General features: G+C 73.9%; 16 protein-coding genes and 1 pseudogene. 12 read left to right on the top strand and 5 right to left on the bottom strand.

Annotated features, from left to right (window positions below; genetic code table 11):
- The first annotated feature begins 51 nt into the window (after nucleotides 1-51).
- The 3 genes from prcA (at nucleotide 52) to H1D33_RS11060 (ending at nucleotide 2654) form a co-directional block, all read left to right on the top strand.
- Nucleotides 52-885, top strand: coding sequence for a proteasome subunit alpha (prcA, locus tag H1D33_RS11070; protein WP_181568149.1), 834 nt, complete (start codon nucleotides 52-54; stop codon nucleotides 883-885).
- Between the two features lie 125 nt (nucleotides 886-1010).
- Nucleotides 1011-2369 (top strand): Pup--protein ligase, encoded by a 1359-nt coding sequence (pafA, locus tag H1D33_RS11065; protein WP_181568150.1) that lies wholly within the window; start codon nucleotides 1011-1013, stop codon nucleotides 2367-2369.
- 60 nt (nucleotides 2370-2429) lie between these two features.
- The gene (locus tag H1D33_RS11060; protein WP_181572962.1) at nucleotides 2430-2654 is read left to right on the top strand and encodes a hypothetical protein; all 225 of its coding nucleotides are present in this window, start codon (nucleotides 2430-2432) and stop codon (nucleotides 2652-2654) included.
- A gap of 13 nt (nucleotides 2655-2667) precedes the next feature.
- Here the strand turns inward: H1D33_RS11060 and H1D33_RS11055 are convergent, their stop codons facing one another.
- Together H1D33_RS11055 and H1D33_RS11050 are read right to left on the bottom strand one after the other, a co-directional pair.
- Nucleotides 2668-3753, bottom strand: coding sequence for a DUF3866 family protein (locus H1D33_RS11055; RefSeq protein WP_181568151.1), 1086 nt, complete (start codon nucleotides 3751-3753; stop codon nucleotides 2668-2670).
- 43 nt (nucleotides 3754-3796) lie between these two features.
- The gene (locus H1D33_RS11050) at nucleotides 3797-4786 is read right to left on the bottom strand and encodes a cation diffusion facilitator family transporter (RefSeq protein WP_181568152.1); all 990 of its coding nucleotides are present in this window, start codon (nucleotides 4784-4786) and stop codon (nucleotides 3797-3799) included.
- 105 nt (nucleotides 4787-4891) lie between these two features.
- Between H1D33_RS11050 and H1D33_RS11045 the strand changes: the two genes are divergently transcribed.
- From H1D33_RS11045 to tatC, 5 genes are all read left to right on the top strand, one after another.
- On the top strand, nucleotides 4892-5890 hold the full coding sequence (locus tag H1D33_RS11045) for a helix-turn-helix transcriptional regulator (RefSeq protein ID WP_181568153.1): 999 nt from the start codon (nucleotides 4892-4894) through the stop codon (nucleotides 5888-5890).
- Nucleotides 5887-6894, top strand: a complete 1008-nt coding sequence (locus H1D33_RS11040) for a helix-turn-helix transcriptional regulator (RefSeq protein ID WP_181568154.1) — start codon at nucleotides 5887-5889, stop codon at nucleotides 6892-6894. Before H1D33_RS11045 ends, H1D33_RS11040 begins: the two co-directional genes overlap by 4 nt.
- Before the next feature lie 10 nt (nucleotides 6895-6904).
- Complete coding sequence (locus tag H1D33_RS11035; protein WP_181568155.1) at nucleotides 6905-7153, top strand: hypothetical protein; 249 nt, start codon at nucleotides 6905-6907, stop codon at nucleotides 7151-7153.
- Between the two features lie 184 nt (nucleotides 7154-7337).
- A complete protein-coding gene (gene tatA, locus H1D33_RS11030) occupies nucleotides 7338-7682 on the top strand; it encodes a Sec-independent protein translocase subunit TatA (RefSeq protein ID WP_181568156.1) in 345 nt (114 codons plus the stop codon).
- A 21-nt stretch (nucleotides 7683-7703) separates the two neighbouring features.
- The gene (tatC, locus tag H1D33_RS11025; RefSeq protein ID WP_181568157.1) at nucleotides 7704-8657 is read left to right on the top strand and encodes a twin-arginine translocase subunit TatC; all 954 of its coding nucleotides are present in this window, start codon (nucleotides 7704-7706) and stop codon (nucleotides 8655-8657) included.
- Between the two features lie 279 nt (nucleotides 8658-8936).
- Here the strand turns inward: tatC and H1D33_RS11020 are convergent.
- Together H1D33_RS11020 and H1D33_RS11015 are read right to left on the bottom strand one after the other, a co-directional pair.
- Nucleotides 8937-9787: pseudogene (locus H1D33_RS11020) on the bottom strand (IS5 family transposase).
- A 3-nt stretch (nucleotides 9788-9790) separates the two neighbouring features.
- On the bottom strand, nucleotides 9791-10768 hold the full coding sequence (locus H1D33_RS11015) for an ABC transporter substrate-binding protein (RefSeq protein WP_307755391.1): 978 nt from the start codon (nucleotides 10766-10768) through the stop codon (nucleotides 9791-9793).
- Nucleotides 10769-10915: 147 nt separating this feature from the next.
- Here H1D33_RS11015 and H1D33_RS11010 point away from each other — a divergent pair, with 147 nt between their 5' ends.
- The 4 genes from H1D33_RS11010 (at nucleotide 10916) to H1D33_RS10995 (ending at nucleotide 14520) form a co-directional block, all read left to right on the top strand.
- Nucleotides 10916-11614, top strand: coding sequence for a hypothetical protein (locus tag H1D33_RS11010; RefSeq protein WP_181568159.1), 699 nt, complete (start codon nucleotides 10916-10918; stop codon nucleotides 11612-11614).
- 106 nt (nucleotides 11615-11720) lie between these two features.
- Complete coding sequence (locus H1D33_RS11005; protein WP_181568160.1) at nucleotides 11721-12764, top strand: zinc-dependent alcohol dehydrogenase family protein; 1044 nt, start codon at nucleotides 11721-11723, stop codon at nucleotides 12762-12764.
- Between the two features lie 87 nt (nucleotides 12765-12851).
- Complete coding sequence (locus tag H1D33_RS11000; RefSeq protein WP_181568161.1) at nucleotides 12852-13502, top strand: fasciclin domain-containing protein; 651 nt, start codon at nucleotides 12852-12854, stop codon at nucleotides 13500-13502.
- Nucleotides 13503-13593: 91 nt separating this feature from the next.
- A complete protein-coding gene (locus H1D33_RS10995; RefSeq protein WP_181568162.1) occupies nucleotides 13594-14520 on the top strand; it encodes a diacylglycerol kinase in 927 nt (308 codons plus the stop codon).
- On the opposite strand, the gene H1D33_RS10990 is transcribed toward H1D33_RS10995, so the two are convergent.
- Nucleotides 14483-15403 (bottom strand): EamA family transporter, encoded by a 921-nt coding sequence (locus H1D33_RS10990; RefSeq protein WP_181568163.1) that lies wholly within the window; start codon nucleotides 15401-15403, stop codon nucleotides 14483-14485. The genes H1D33_RS10995 and H1D33_RS10990 overlap by 38 nt on opposite strands.
- Nucleotides 15404-15412 lie beyond the last annotated feature (9 nt).

Below are 15412 nucleotides of genomic sequence, written 5' to 3'. Positions count from 1 at the left end.
CCCCACCGAGTCAGCAGTCCCGCACCACAGGCACGAAGGAGAACCACCGCCGTGGCCATGCAGTTCTACGCCTCGCCCGAGCAGATCATGCGCGACCGCTCCGAGCTGGCCCGCAAGGGCATCGCCCGGGGCCGCAGCGCGGTGGTCCTGAGCTATGCCGGCGGCGTGCTCTTCGTCGCCGAGAACCTGTCCAGCACGTTGCACAAGGTCAGCGAGATCTACGACCGGATCGGCTTCGCCGCGGTCGGGCGCTACAACGAGTTCGAGAACCTGCGCCGCGCGGGCGTGCGGATGGCCGACCTGAACGGCCTGAGCTACGACCGGCGGGACGTGAACGGCCTGGCGCTGGCGAACGCGTACGCGCAGACGCTGGGCGCCATCTTCACCGAGCAGTCGAAGCCGTTCGAGGTGGAGATCTGCGTGGCCGAGGTGGGCGCGTCGGCGGAGGACGACTCGCTCTACCGGGTGACCTACGACGGCTCGGTCAACGACGAGCCGGGCCGGATGGCGATGGGTGGGCAGTCCGAGGCGATCGCCGGGGTGCTGAAGAACGAGCACCGGCCGGAGATGTCGCTGTCCGAGGCGGTGCGCGCCGCGATGAAGGCGCTGAGCAGCGTCGGCGGTGACGGCGGGGCGGCCCGCACGATCGCCGCGAACCAGCTCGAGGTGGCGGTGCTGGACCGGGCCCGGGTGGGCCGTACGTTCCGGCGGATCACCGGCGCGGCGTTGTCCGCGCTGCTGGACGGCGACGCGGAGGCGGACGTCGCGCCGGCGCCGGGGCGGGCGAAGACCCCGACGGTGCCGACCGAGGAGGCGAAGAAGCCGACCACGTCGGCCGGTTCCGCCGACCTGGAGGGCAACCAGGAGGACACGTCCGGCGAGTGAGGCCGGTGTCGGACCCCGTCACGTCGGCGATGTGGCGGGGTCCGTTGCTGTCCGGGGCGGGGCCGCCGCAGGACGGTGACGCCGCGCGCTGCCCATCGGGGGCTCCGGGCGGCTAATGTCTCATCATGGAGCGGCGAATCTTCGGCCTCGAAACCGAGTACGGCGTCACCTGCACCTATCGCGGGCAACGCCGTCTGTCCCCCGACGAGGTCGCGCGGTACCTGTTCCGGCGGGTGGTGTCGTGGGGCCGGTCGAGCAACGTGTTCCTCCGCAACGGCGCCCGCCTCTATCTGGACGTCGGTTCGCATCCGGAGTACGCGACACCGGAGTGCGACTCGGTGACCGACCTGGTGGCCCACGACCGGGCCGGTGAGCGGATCCTGGAAGGGCTGCTCGTCGACGCGGAGAAGCGGCTTCACGACGAGGGCATCGCGGGCGAGATCTACCTGTTCAAGAACAACACCGACTCGGCCGGCAACTCGTACGGCTGCCACGAGAACTACCTGGTGTCGCGGCACGGCGAGTTCGGCCGGCTGGCCGACGTGCTGATCCCGTTCCTGGTGACCCGGCAGTTGATCTGCGGCGCGGGCAAGGTGTTGCAGACGCCGCGCGGCGCGGTCTACTGCCTGTCGCAGCGTGCGGAGCACATCTGGGAGGGCGTCTCCTCGGCGACCACCCGCAGCCGGCCGATCATCAACACCCGCGACGAGCCGCACGCGGACGCGGAGCGCTACCGCCGGCTGCACGTGATCGTCGGTGACTCCAACATGAACGAGGTCACCACGCTGCTGAAGGTCGGCACCGCCGACATCGTGCTGCGGATGATCGAGGCGGGCGTGGTGATGCGGGACCTGACGTTGGAGAACCCGATTCGGGCGATCCGCGAGGTGTCGCACGACATCACCGGCCGGCGCAAGGTCCGCCTGTCCTCCGGCAAGGAGGTGTCGGCGTTGGAGATCCAGCAGGAATACCTGGCCAAGGCGACGGAGTTCGTGGAGCGCCGGGGCGGTGACCAGACCGCCAAGCGGGTGGTGGACCTGTGGGCGCGGGTGTTGCGGGCGGTGGAGACCGGTGACCTGGACCCGGTGGCGCGGGAGATCGACTGGGTGAGCAAGCTGAAGTTGATCGAGCGTTACCAGCGCAAGCACGACCTGCCGTTGTCGCATCCGCGGGTGGCGCAGATGGATCTGGCCTACCACGACCTGCGGCGCGGCCGGGGCCTCTACGGGCTGCTGGAGCGTCGGGGCGAGGTGGACCGGGTGGCCAACGACCCGGAGATCTTCGAGGCGAAGGAGACGCCGCCGCAGACCACCCGGGCGCGGCTGCGCGGCGAGTTCATCCGGCACGCGCAGGAGAAGCGGCGTGACTTCACCGTCGACTGGGTGCACCTGAAGTTGAACGACCAGGCGCAGCGCACGGTGCTCTGCAAGGACCCGTTCCGGGCGTACGACGAGCGGGTGGAGCGGCTGATCGCGAGCATGTGAGGCCGGTGGGCGGCCGGTGCCCGACGCCGGCCGCCCGGGCACCGGTACGCTGGCGTCGCCATGGACACTTCCGAACCGCAGGGCCGCGAGCGCGGCCAGACCTCCGGCCGCGAGCGGGACGGCGGCACCGAGAAGCTCAACTGGATCGACCGGCGGCGGGAGAAGATCCGCGCGGAGATCGAGCGCAACCGCCGCGGTGACCACCGGATCCCGACCTGGGTGATGGCGGTCGCGCTGGTGGTGATCGTGGTCGCCTGGATCGGCTTGATCCTCTGGTTCGGCTGAGCCTGGGTTCGGCTCAGTCGAGCAGGCCGGCGGCGTGCCGGCCGGCGGCGGCGGCGGTCAGGAAGTAGGCGTGGTCGGCGTCGAGGCCGCGGCCCATCGTCGACAGTCCGACCGGGCTGGCGCGTAGCGCCGCGTCGAGGCCGTCGGTGGGTACGGTGACGATCCGGTGCCGCTCGGCCAGGGGCGCCAGCGCCGCCGTCACGGCGGCGGCCAGATCCTCCCCGAGGCCGTCCGGCACGACCAGCTCCGCGGGGGCCAGCGCCACCCGGCCGTACGCGGTGAGGCTGTGGTGGGAGACGCCGCGGTGCCGGGGTCGGGGGTCGGCGCCGGAGACGCGCAGCGAGCCGACCGGGCGTCCGCCGAGCGTGGCGACGGCGTTGACGGCCTCGCCGACGGCGACCCCGGAGAACCCCCAGCGGGTGCCGGTGCCGAGGTTGCCCGGCCCCTGGGCGACGATCGCCAGGTCGGCGTGGAGCACGTGCCGGGCGGCGAGCAGGCCGCTGTGCAGGGTGGTGGCCTCCAGGTCGCCGCCGAACGCCTGCCCCACGGTGACCGTGCCGGCGAGGTGGCCGGCGAGCCCGGCGAGGGTGCGGGAGAACCAGGCGGGCAGCGCGCCGCCGTCGGTGAGCAGGTAGGCCACCCGGGCGCCGGGGGCGTCGGCGTGCACGCCGGCCAGGACGGCGGGCAGCGCGGAGTGCAGGTCGGCGGTGACCACCGGCATCCCGTCGATGGTCTCGGCGTCGGCCAGGCGCGCGTGGTGCGGGGAGGCTTCCTCGTCCACCCCGAGCAGGATCGGTTGCAGCGGGGTGTAGCGGGCCTTGACCAGGTGCCCGGCGTCGCGGGTGTCGCCGGCCTGCGGCGGGTCGGCGGGGAGCCGGTCGGGCAGCGCGACGACGAGCGCGTACCCGCCGGTGCCGAGGCCCATCAGCAGGGCGCCGGCGTTGAGCAGCACCCGGTCGCCGGGTTCCGGGTCGCCGACCAGCGCCGGGTAGGCGAGGGCCCGCATCCGGGCGCCGTCGGGCAGTGTGACGTCGAGTTCGACCGCGCCGGCCCACCGCCGCCGTACCGTCGTGACCGTGCCGGACCGCCATCGCACCATGCCGGCACGCTATCGGCCGGCGACCGGGTGGCCGCCGGCCGGGTCAGGCCTCCTGGTCGACCGGCCGGTCGGGCTCGTCCTGGGTGGTCCGGGCGCGGCGGCCGGCGCCTCGGGAGCGGGTCGGGTCGAGGAAGACGTACGCGATCTCCGGGAACTCCCCGGTGAGCCGCCGTTCGGCCTCGTCGGCGGCGGCCTCGATCTCGGCGCCGGTGGCGTCGTCGCGGAAGTCGACCTTGGCGGCGACGAGGATGTCGTCCGGGCCGAGGACCATGGTCATCAACGTGTCGACCCGGTCGACGGTGGGGAGCTGCGCCAGCTCCTGCTCGATCCGGCGGTGCACCCGCTCCGACACGGCGCGGCCGACCAGCAGCGAGATGTTGCTGCGGGCGAGGACGGCGGCGACCACCAGCAGCAGCACGCCGATGAGGATCGAGGCGATCCCGTCCCAGAGCTCGTCGCCGGTGAGGTGCGACAGGGTGAGGCCGGCGGCGGCGAGCAGCAGGCCGATCAGCGCGGCGCTGTCCTCCAGGAAGACCGCCTTGACCGTGGTGTCGGCGGTGAGCCGCAGGTAGCGGCGGGGGGTGGTGCCCCAGCGCTTCGACTCGCCGCGTACCTGTCGGACGGCCCGGGCCAGCGACACCGACTCGATCGCGAACGAGACGGCCAGCACGACGTACGCGGTCAGGTAGCTGCCGGTGTGCTCGTGCACCAGAATGGTGGTGACGCCGTGGGTGATGGCGAAGCCGGCGCCGGCCACGAACGTGAACAGCGCGGCGAGGAACGCCCAGACGTAGCTCTCCTTGCCGTACCCGAAGGGGTGGCGGGGGTCGGCGGGCCGTGCGCCACGGCGCAGCGCCAGGTAGAGCAGCACCTCGGTGGTGGTGTCGGCGACCGAGTGGGCGGCCTCGGAGAGCATCGCCGCGGAGCCGGAGATCAGGCCGGCGACCAGCTTGGCGATCGCGATGGCGAGGTTCGCCGCGCCGGCGACCACGACGGTGCCGACGCTCTCGGTCTTGACTTCCGCTTCCGCCATCCGCTCACCCTATGACCGGTCCGGACGGGCCGCCCGTCGAGCCCGGGCCGCGCCGCGCCCGCGCGGGTGCCCGCGTCGGACGTGCGGGCTGCTAGCGTTCGGTACGTGTCCCGGACCCGTACCGAACGCCTGGTCAACCTGGTGATCTGCCTGCTGTCCACGCGGCGTTTCCTGACCGCCGCCCAGATCGCCGCGACCGTGCCCGGCTACGAGCACGATCCGGACGACGCCAAGGACCACGAGGCGTTCCAGCGCAAGTTCGAGCGGGACAAGGCCGAGCTGCGGGAGCTGGGCGTGCCGCTGGAGACCGGGACGGCCAGCGTCTTCGACGCCGAGCCGGGCTACCGGATCGCCCACCGGGAATACGCCCTGCCCGACATCCCGCTGGAGCCGGACGAGGCCGCCGCGGTGGGCATCGCGGCCCGGCTGTGGCAGCACGCCGGCCTGGCCGCCGCCGCGTCGTCCGGGCTGGCGAAGCTGCGTGCCGCCGGCATCGACGTGGATCCGCAGGCCACCCTGGGTCTGGAGCCGATGGTGACGGTCGACCCGGCGTTCGCGCCGCTGACCGCCGCCGCGCGCGACCGGCGGGAGGTCACCTTCGACTACCGGGTGCCGGACCGGGACGCGCCGACGCGCCGCCGGGTGCAGCCGTGGGGAGTGGTCTGCTGGCGCGGCCGGTGGTACGTGGTCGGCCACGACCTGGACCGGGCGGCGACCCGCTGCTTCCGGCTGTCCCGGGTGGTGGGCACGGTGCGGGCCACCGGTGAGCCGGGCGCCTACCAGCCGCCCGCCGGGGTGGACCTGATCAGCCACGTGGCCCGCTGGTCGGGGCCGGTGGAGCGCACCGGCCGGGCGACGGTGCTGGTGGCGCCGGGCCGCGCCGCCGGGTTGCGGCGCTGGGCGGTGGAGAGCCACGCCGGCCCGGACGGCGACCGGCTGGTGCTGCCGTACGCCGACGCCGACTTCCTGGCCGGCCAGGTCGTCGGGTACGGCCCGGACGTGCGGGTGCTGGAGCCGCCGGAGGTGCGTGAGGCGGTCATCCAGCGGTTGAAGGAGGTCGCCGCCCGGCACGACGAGCTGGCGGTCACCGGGGGTGTCCGGTGACCCGGCCGGCGACCCGCGGCGGTCGCGCCTCGGCCGACCGGTTGGCCCGGCTGCTCAACCTGGTGCCCTACCTGCTGGCCCGCCCGGGCATCGAGATCGCCGAGGCGGCGCACGACCTCGGGGTGACCGAGAAGCAGTTGCGGGAGGACCTGGAGCTGCTGTGGGTGTGCGGGTTGCCCGGTTACGGCCCCGGCGACCTGATCGACATGGCGTTCGACGGTGACCGGGTGACCATCACCTACGACGCCGGCATCGACCGGCCGCTGCGGCTCACCCCGGACGAGGCGCTGGCCCTGGTGGTGGCGTTGCGGATGCTCGTCGAGACGCCCGGGGTGGCCAACCGGGAGGCGGTGGAGCGGGCCCTCGCCAAGATCGAGAGCGCGGCGGGTGACCTGGCCGGCGCGCCGGTCGAGGTGCGGCTGCCGGGCGACACCGCCCGGGCGCGCGAGCTGCGCGCTGCGGTCGAGCGGGGCCGGGCGCTGCGGATCACCTACTACACGCCGGCCCGCGACGAGACCACCGAACGCACCATCGACCCGCTGCGCATGCTGATGGTCGGTGGCCGGGCGTACGTGGAGGCGTGGTGCCGCCGGGCCGAGGCGGTACGGCTGTTCCGCGCCGACCGGATCGACGCGGTCACCGAACTGCCGGAGCGGGCCGTGGTGCCGCCGCAGGCCCGCCCGCACGACCTGAGCGACGGGGTGTTCCGGCCCTCGGCCGACCTGCCGTTGATCACGCTGCGGGTCGGCCGGGGCGAGCGGTGGATCACCGAATACTACCCGTGCGAGCGGGTCGAGGCCGACGGTGAGCAGTGGCTGGTGTCGCTGCGGGTCACCGATCTGGGCTGGGCCCGCCGGTTCGTGCTGGGGCTGGGCCCGGAGGTGACCGTGGTGGCGCCGGCCGAGCTGGCCGAGCAGGTCCGCGCCCAGGCGGTCGCCGCGCTCGACGCGTACGCGGTCCCGACCGGCACCGCCGATCCGGCGGCGACCGGCGTCACCGGCTAGGCTGACCGCCGTGGTGATCTGGATCGTGCTCGGGGTCGTGCTGTTCGCGCTGGTCGTGCTGGCCCTGGCGGTCCGTCCGGTGGTGGCGCGGCTGCCCCGGCTGCGCCGCTCGGCGGTGGCGTTGCAGCGCCGGGCGGTCGAGGCGGAGTCGCTGCGCGCGGCCGCCGAGGAGTTGCAGGCGCGGGCCGAGACGCTCCAGGAGCGGGCGGCCGTCGCGCAGCAGCGGGTCACGTTGATCAAGGCCAAGCGCGGGGAGTGATCGATGTGGGTCGTTTCCCGCCCGAATGCTGCGTGACGGGTGGTTGACGGGACACTTCGGGTTGGTCGAGACTTCACCGACCGGGCCGGCACCAGCAGACCCGGCGGGGGTGGCAAGCCGCTTCGACGCACGTACGATGGGCGGCGACCCACCACACACCGACACAGAGCGACTGGAGCTTCCCATGGGTGCCCTCAAGCCGTGGCACATCGCCGTACTCGTGGTCGTGCTGATCCTGCTCTTCGGCGCGAAGCGGCTCCCCGACGCGGCCCGCTCGCTGGGCCGCTCGCTGCGGATCATCAAGGCCGAGACCAAGAGCCTGCACGACGACGACCGTGACCTGGCCGAGAAGGCCGACGCGCAGGCCGGCTACCAGCCGCTCCCGCCGCAGCAGCCGGTCCAGGGCCACCCGCAGTACGCGCAGGGCCAGCAGCAGTTCGCGCAGCCGCAGCAGCAGCAGTACGCCCCGCAGCCGCAGCAGCCGGTCGCCCCGCCGGTCGACCCGGTGCACCGCGTCCGCGAGAACTGATCCGAAAGGGCCCCCACCACCGTGGCCTTCGGGTTGAAGAAGCGCGGGCCGAGTTCGTTCGCGCGCGCGTCCGACGGTTCGATGACGCTCATCGAGCACATCCGCGAGCTGCGTAACCGCCTGTTCCGGGCATCGCTGGCGGTCGTCGTCGGCTTCGGCTTCGGCTTCTGGCTGGCCGAGCCGGTCCGGAAGTTGCTGTCGCAGCCCTACTGCGACCTGCCGCAGTCGGTCGATCCGGACACCGGCAAGTGCCTGTTCGTCCAGCTTGGCGTCGCTGACGTCTTCCTGCTGAATTTGAAGATCGGTCTCTGGGTCGGCCTGATCATCGCTGCGCCGGTCTGGCTCTACCAGCTCTGGGCGTTCATCGCCCCCGGTCTGCATCGGCACGAGCGGCGCTACGCATACATCTTCACCGCGCTAGCGGCCCCGCTGTTCGCCGCCGGCGCGGTGCTGGCGTTCTTCGTCACCACCAAGGGCCTGGAGTTCCTGCTCAACGTCTCCGGCGACGACATCGCGACCAACCTCGAGGTGACCCGCTACATCTCCTTCGTCACCAACCTGATCCTGCTGTTCGGGGTGGCGTTCGAGTTCCCGCTGATCGTGCTGATGCTCAACTTCGTCGGCCTGGCCAGCGCGAAGCGGCTGTTGAGCTGGTGGCGGGTGGCGATCTTCGTGTTCTTCGCGTTCTCCGCGGTGGTCACGCCGACGCCGGACCCGTTCGGCATGACGGCACTGGCGATCTGCCTCTCTGCGCTCTACTTCGGTGCGGTCGGGGTGGCGTTCCTCAACGACCGGCGGCGTGGAAAGGGCCGGGAGGTCTACGCGGGCATCGACGACGACGAGGTGTCACCGCTGGACCTGTCGAACGAGCCGGTGCCGACGGGCGCCCGGATCGAGGCGTCCGCCCCGGTCGAGGCCCCGGCGCCGATCACCGCTCCCGCCCCGATCGAACGCCGCTACGACGACATGACCTGACCCGCCCCCGCTCCACCCGAACGCCGCCCCGCACCCGCGAGGGCGGCGTTCCCCGTCCCGCCCCACCCTCACCCCCGGTCCTTGTCTCGGTCCCGCCCCCGGTATTGGTCCCGCTCCGCCCCGCCCTCGGTCTTGGTTCCGGTATCGGTCCCGTCGATCTTGGACTTGTGGCGCCTCGAATGTCGCTTAGGCGGCTTTTATTTACGACCACAAGTCCAAGATCGACGAGGCGAGGGAGGGGCTAGGGCTAGGGCGGGGCTAGGCCGTGTCTTCAAAGAGTTACAACCATTGCAGTAGCGCGGCGATGGTGACGGTGGCCTGGTACGACGTCGCGGTCTTGTCGTAGCGGGTGGCGACGCTGCGGCACTGCTTGAGCCGGTTGAAGCAGCGTTCGACGACGTTGCGCCGTTTGTAGAGCTGCTTGTCGAACATTGGTGGCCGGCCGCCCCGACTGCCTCGTCGGCGGCGGTTGGCCTGCTGGTCAGCGCGCTCGGGAATGGTGTGCCCGATGCCTCGTCGGCGCAGGTCGGACCGGATGGCCTTGGAGCTGTAGCCCTTGTCGGCGATGACGTGGTCCGGGCGGACTCGAGGCCGGCCGGTTCCTACCCGCTGGACACGGATGGCGGCCATGACGTGGGTGAAGCGGGTGCAGTCGTTGACGTTGCCACCGGAGAGCACGAACGCCAGGGTCCGACCCCAGCCGTCGCAGGCGAGGTGAATCTTGGTGGTCAGTCCACCTCGACTTCGACCGAGGGCGTGATCTTGTGGTTCGTCCGATTCCCGCCGCCCCCTTTAGCGCCGGCTGCGTGCTGGTGAGCGCGCACGATCGTGGAGTCGACCGACACCAGCCAGTCGATGTCACCAGCCGCGTCCGCGTCGGCCTGGACCCCGGCGAGCATCCGCTCGAACGTGCCATCAAGGGCCCACCTGCGGAAACGGGTGTAGATCGACTGCCACGAGCCGTAACGGGCGGGCACGTCCCGCCACGCTGCTCCAGCCCGGATCTTCCACACGATCCCGTTGAGCACCCGCCGGTCATCCGCCCGCGGCCGACCACCGGTCACCGCCGACGGCAGATACCTCGACAGCGCTTCCCACTCGACGTCAGACAACTCGTAGCGACGACCCACGCGCTACATCATCCGACACCAAGATCCTTTGAAGACACCGCCTAGGGCGAGGGCGGGGCCGGCGGTGGGGGTGAGGGTGGGGCGGGCGGGGGTGGGGTCAGGCGGTTCGGCGGGCGGCGGTGGGGAGACGGGTGGGAGGGCGTCCGGGTGCAGGATGGCGGCGATCGCCTCGGCGCCGTCGACCAGGCGTGGGCCGGCGCGCACGATCAGCGCGTCCGCGTCCAGCGCCCACACCTCGGCGCCGGGGAAGTGCCCGGCCACCACGTCCGCCTGCTCGGCCGCGCCGTCCAGGCGGAAGCCGCACGGCGCGACGAGCACCACCTCCGGGTCGGCGGCCCGCAGGTCCGCCCAGGTCGTCGGCGTGGACCGGGCCCCGGGGTGGGTGGCCACCGGCGTGCCGCCGGCGACGTCCACGAGATCCGGGATCCAGTGCCCGGCGCCGAACGGCGGGTCCACCCACTCGACGACGGCGACCCGCCGCCGGGGCCGGCCGGCCACCGCCGCGCCGATCGCCGCCAGCCGGGCCCGCAGGCCGTCCACCAGCGCCTCCGCGCGCTCCGGCACCCGGGCCGCCGCGCCCACCGCGCGGATCGTGCCCAGCACGTCGTCGAGGGTGTACGGGTCCAGCGACAGCACGTCCGCCCGGGCGCCGAGGTGGTCCACGGCGTCGGCCACCCGACCCGAGGGCAGCGCGCAGACCCGGCACAGGTCCTGGGTGAGGATCAGGTCCGGGTCCAGCCCGGCCAGCGCGCCGGCGTGCAGCGTGTAGAGGTCCGCACCGGCCGCGACCCGTTCCCGGACGTACGCGTCGATGTCGCCGGGGCTCATGCCGCGGGTGTCCCGGCCGCCCACCACCACCGTGACGCCGGCCCGGTACGCCGCCGGCACCTCGCACTCGAACGTCACCCCGACCAGGTCGTCGCCGAGCCCCAGGGCGTAGACGATCTCGGTGGCGGAGGGGAGGAGGGAGACCAGTCGCATCCCGCCATCATCGTCGCACCGGAGCCGGACATTCGCGCCGCCCTGGGGCCTTGCCGGGACGCCGCGCCCGCTTAGACTCTGCTGACTTCGCGAAGTCCCCCACCCCCGTACCGGTCAGCGCGCTGACCTCCGCTCCGGAGAGCCCCGATGAAGAGCCGTACCGCCGCCGTCCTGACCGTCCTCTGCGCCGCCACCGCGCTCACCGCTTGCGGTGACGACGAGCCCGCGCCGAAGGGTGAGCAGGTTCCGGTGACCGCCACCGACACGAGCTGCGAGGTCACCACCACGCTGTTCACCCCGGGCACGGTCACCTTCGCCGTGACCAACCGGGGGCAGCAGGCCACCGGTGTCTACGTCTACGGCCGGGAGGGCGACGGCTTCACCAAGGTCGTCGCCGAGGTGGCCGACGTGCCGGCGGGACGCACCGGCGACCTGCGCGCCACGCTGGCCACCGGCTCGTACGAGGTGGCCTGCAAGCCCGGTCGGCAGGGCGACGGGGTGCGGACCCGGATCACCGTCTCCGACGACGGCAACGTGGCCAGCGCCGCGGCGGAGACCGCGTACGACCGGGCGGTCGCCGTCGAGCTGACCGGTGACACGCTCACCGGCGCCGACGGGCTGATCGCCGAGCCCGGCGAGAAGCTCTCGCTGAAGGTGACGAACAAGACCGCCGGGGCCCGGACGCTGTACGTGCTCAACCCCGACGGCAAGCGGATGGCCGAGTTGAAGGCCGAGCCGAACGGCACCGCCGAGACGGTGGTGACGCTGGGCGCCGCCGGCACCTGGACGCTCAAGGTGAAGGGTGACGGGGTCGCCCCGGTGAGCAAGCGCCTGGTGGTCCGCTGAGCGGGTGAGCCGCACCACCCGCGGCGGGCGTTCGGCCGGGTGGGGCCCGGCGCGAGGGCTAGTGTTCGCGCCGAGCATCCCGCCAGCCGCCACTCCAGGAGCACCGATGCGCGCCACCGTCATCCACGGCCCGAACGACGTCCGCGTCGAGGAGGTGCCCGACGCCGCCGTCCGCGAGCCCGGCGACGCCGTGGTGCGGACGGTGCTGGCCTGCATCTGCGGCAGCGACCTGTGGGCCTACCGGGGGGTGGCGCAGCGCCGGCCCGGGCAGCGCATCGGGCACGAGTTCCTCGGCGTGGTCGAGGAGGTCGGCGCCGAGGTGACCGCGGTGCGCGTCGGTGACCTGGTGGTCGCGCCGTTCGTCTGGTCCGACGGCACGTGCGAGTTCTGCCGCGAGGGCCTGCACACCTCCTGCCCGAACGGCGGCTTCTGGGGCACGCCGGGCTCCGACGGCGGGCAGGGCGAGGCGGTACGCGTGCCGTACGCCGACGGCACGCTGGTGCGGCTGCCCGCCGAGGCCGCCGGGGACGACCGGCTGCTGACCGCGCTGCTGGCGCTGTCGGACGTGATGGCCACCGGGCACCACGCGGCGCTGGCCGCCCGGGTGCGGCCCGGCGCGACGGTGGCCGTGGTCGGCGACGGCGCGGTCGGGCTGTGCGGCGTGCTGGCCGCCCGCCGGCTGGGCGCGGAGCGGATCGTGGCGCTGGGCCGGCACACCGCCCGCACCGACATCGCCCGGCGGTTCGGGGCCACCGACGTGGTGGCGCAGCGCGGCGAGGAGGCGGTCGAGGCGGTCCGCGAGCTGACCGGCGGCCACGGCGCGCACGCCGTGCTGGAGGCGGTCGGCACGCAGGAGTCGATGCGTACCGCGATCTCGATCGCCCGCGACGGCGGCGCGGTCGGCTACGTCGGGGTGCCGCACGGCGGCAGCGCCGGTGTCGACGTCGGGCAGATGTTCAACCGCAACGTGACGCTCGCCGGCGGCGTCGCGCCGGCCCGCGCGTACCTGCCGGAGCTGCTGGCCGACGTGCTGGCCGGCACCATCGACCCGTCGCCGGTGTTCGACCGGTCGGTGCCGCTGGACGGCGTGCCGGACGGCTACCGGGCGATGGACGACCGCAGCGCGCTGAAGGTCCGCGTCACCTTCTGAATCCGGTGCATCCACCGGGGACGGTCCGGGCGAAGCATGGGTCGTGACGACAGTCACGGACCCGTTCGCTCGACGAAAGGCTCCCCGATGAACATCGCTCGTCTCGCCGCCCGGCTGGCCGTGGGCGCCACCGCCGCCGCGGTCGCCACCACCGCGGTCGCCGTTCCGGCCCAGGCCGGCGCGAAGCAGCCCGGCACCCGGTCGCTGGCCGCCGTGCTCACCGCCGACAAGAGTGGCTTCGACCGCAACGCGCGGGACTTCGACGTGCTCACCAAGGCGGTCCTGACGGTGCTCCAGGCCAAGCCGGACTCGCCGGTGAAGGTGCTCACCGACGGCACGGTCGCGCTGACCGCGTTCGTGCCGAACGACTACGCGTTCCGCGAGCTGGTCCGCGACATCACCCACGCGCGGCAGCTTCCGGGCGAGAAAGCGGCGTTCGACGCGGTCGCCGGTCTCGGCGTGGACACCGTCGAGGACGTGCTGCTCTACCACGTGGTGCCCGGCGCGACGATCGACCGCAAGGCGGCCCTGAAGGCCGACGGCGCGGAGCTGTCCACCGCGCTCGGCGCCACCGTCGAGGTGGACGTGAAGCACTGCTGGTACGGCCGGCAGGTGCGCCTGGTCGACGCGGACACCAACGACCGCGACGCGCGGGTGGTCCGCTTCGACATCAACAAGGGCAACAAGCAGATCGCGCACGCGGTGGACCGGGTGCTGCGCCCGATCGACCTGCCCTGACCCGCTTCCTCCGACGGCGCCCGGCTCCCCGGCCGGGCGCCGTCGGCGTGTGGGCGTCTCCCCTGGTGGGCCGCGCCGCCCGTGCCGTACGGTGCTCGCCGTGACCGCGCACGATCATGCCCCGCCCGGCCCCGTCGCCGTGCTCGCGAACCCGACCGCCGGCCGGGGATGCCACCGCGGCCTGCTGCCGGAGATCCTGAGCCGTCTCGGTCGCGCCGGCCGTCCGGTCGAGCTGCTGCGCGCGCGTACCCCGCTGGAGGCGGAGGCGGCGTGCCACGCCGCGGTGGCCGGCGGCGCCGGGGCGCTGGTCGCGGTCGGCGGCGACGGCACCGTGCACCGCGCGATGCAGGCGGTGGCCGGCACCGCCGTGCCGTTCGGTCCGGTGCCGGCGGGCACCGGCAACGACTTCGCGGTGGAGACCGGCTTCCCGGCCGACCCCCGCGCGGCCGTCGACGTGATCGCCGAGGCGCTGGCCGCCGGGCGCAGCCGCCCGGTCGACCTGGCCCGGATGTCCGGCCCGGACGGCACCGACCGCTGGTACGGCGCGGTGCTCGCCGCCGGGTTCGACGCGATCGTCAACGAGCGGGCCAACCGGATGCGCTGGCCGCGCGGCCCGCGCCGGTACGACCTGGCGATCCTGGTGGAGCTGGCCCGGCTGCGGCCGCGCCGCTACCGGCTCACCCTCGACGGGGTGCCGCAGGAGGTGGACGCGGTGCTGGTCGCGGTCGGCAACGCGGCCAGCTACGGCGGCGGCATGCGGATCTGCCCGGACGCCGACCCGACCGACGGGCTCCTGGACGTGGTGGTGGGCGGTCGCTTCGACCGGCGCACGCTGATGCGGGTCAAGCCGCGCATCTACCGGGGCACCCACGTGACGCACCCGCTGGTGCGCGCCTACCGGGCCCGGACCGTCGAGCTGGCCGCCGAGGGCATCACCACCTACGCCGACGGCGAGCGCGCGTACGACCTGCCGGTGACCGTCACCGCCGTGCCGGCGGCGCTGCGGCTGCTTCGCTGACCGGCGACGGGGCCGGCGGCGGCGCGGCGGCGCGGACCGCGCCCGCGCTCGCGGCCACCACCAGCGCGACGGCGAGCACCTCGACCGGGTGCAGCGCCTGGCCGAGCACCAGCCAGCCGGCCAGCGCGGCGATCGCCGGCCCGAGGCTCATCAGCACCGCGAACGTCGCGGTGGGCAGCCGTCGCAGGGCGGCCAGCTCCAGGCTGTAGGGCAGCACCGAGGCGAGCAGCGCCAGCGCGGCCCCGAGCCCCAGCACCGCCGGGTCGGCCAGCCGGCCGCCGGCGTCGGCCAGCCCGATCGGCAGGGTGACCAGCGCGGCCACCGCGAGGGCCAGGGCCAGCCCGTCGGCCCGGGGGAACCGCGCGCCGACCCGCGCCGAGCAGACGATGTACGCCGCCCACATGGCGCCCGCGACCAGCGCCAGCACGGCGCCGAGCGGATCGAGCCGGTCGAACCCGCCCTGCCCGAGCAGGGCCACCCCGGCCAGCGCCAGCCCGGCCCAGCACCAGGCCGCCACCCGGCGCGCGCCGACCACCGACAGCGCCAGCGGGCCGAGCACCTCCAGCGTGACGGCCGGGCCGAGCGGGATCCGCTCGATCGCCTGGTAGAAGATCGAGTTCATGCCGGCCAGGGCCAGCCCGAAGGCGACCACGGCCGTCCAGTCGGCCCGCCCGTGCCCGCGCAGCCGGGGTCGGCACACCACGAGCATCAGCAGCGCGCCGAGGGTCAGCCGCAGCGTGACCGCCCCGGCCACCCCGGTCCGCGGGAACAGCAGCGCGGCCAGCGCGGAACCGAACTGCACCGACAGCGCCCCGCCGAGCACCAGCGCGACCCCGCCGAGCCGGCCCGGCGCGCGCGGCGGAAAGGGGCGGTCGACGGTCACGCCCCTGAC

The organism is Micromonospora ferruginea, from assembly GCF_013694245.2.
In the GTDB taxonomy this organism is placed as follows: Bacteria; Actinomycetota; Actinomycetes; order Mycobacteriales; family Micromonosporaceae; genus Micromonospora; species Micromonospora robiginosa.
Note: the sequence above shows the minus strand (reverse complement) of the source record. Positions and strands in the feature narration are given on the sequence as shown.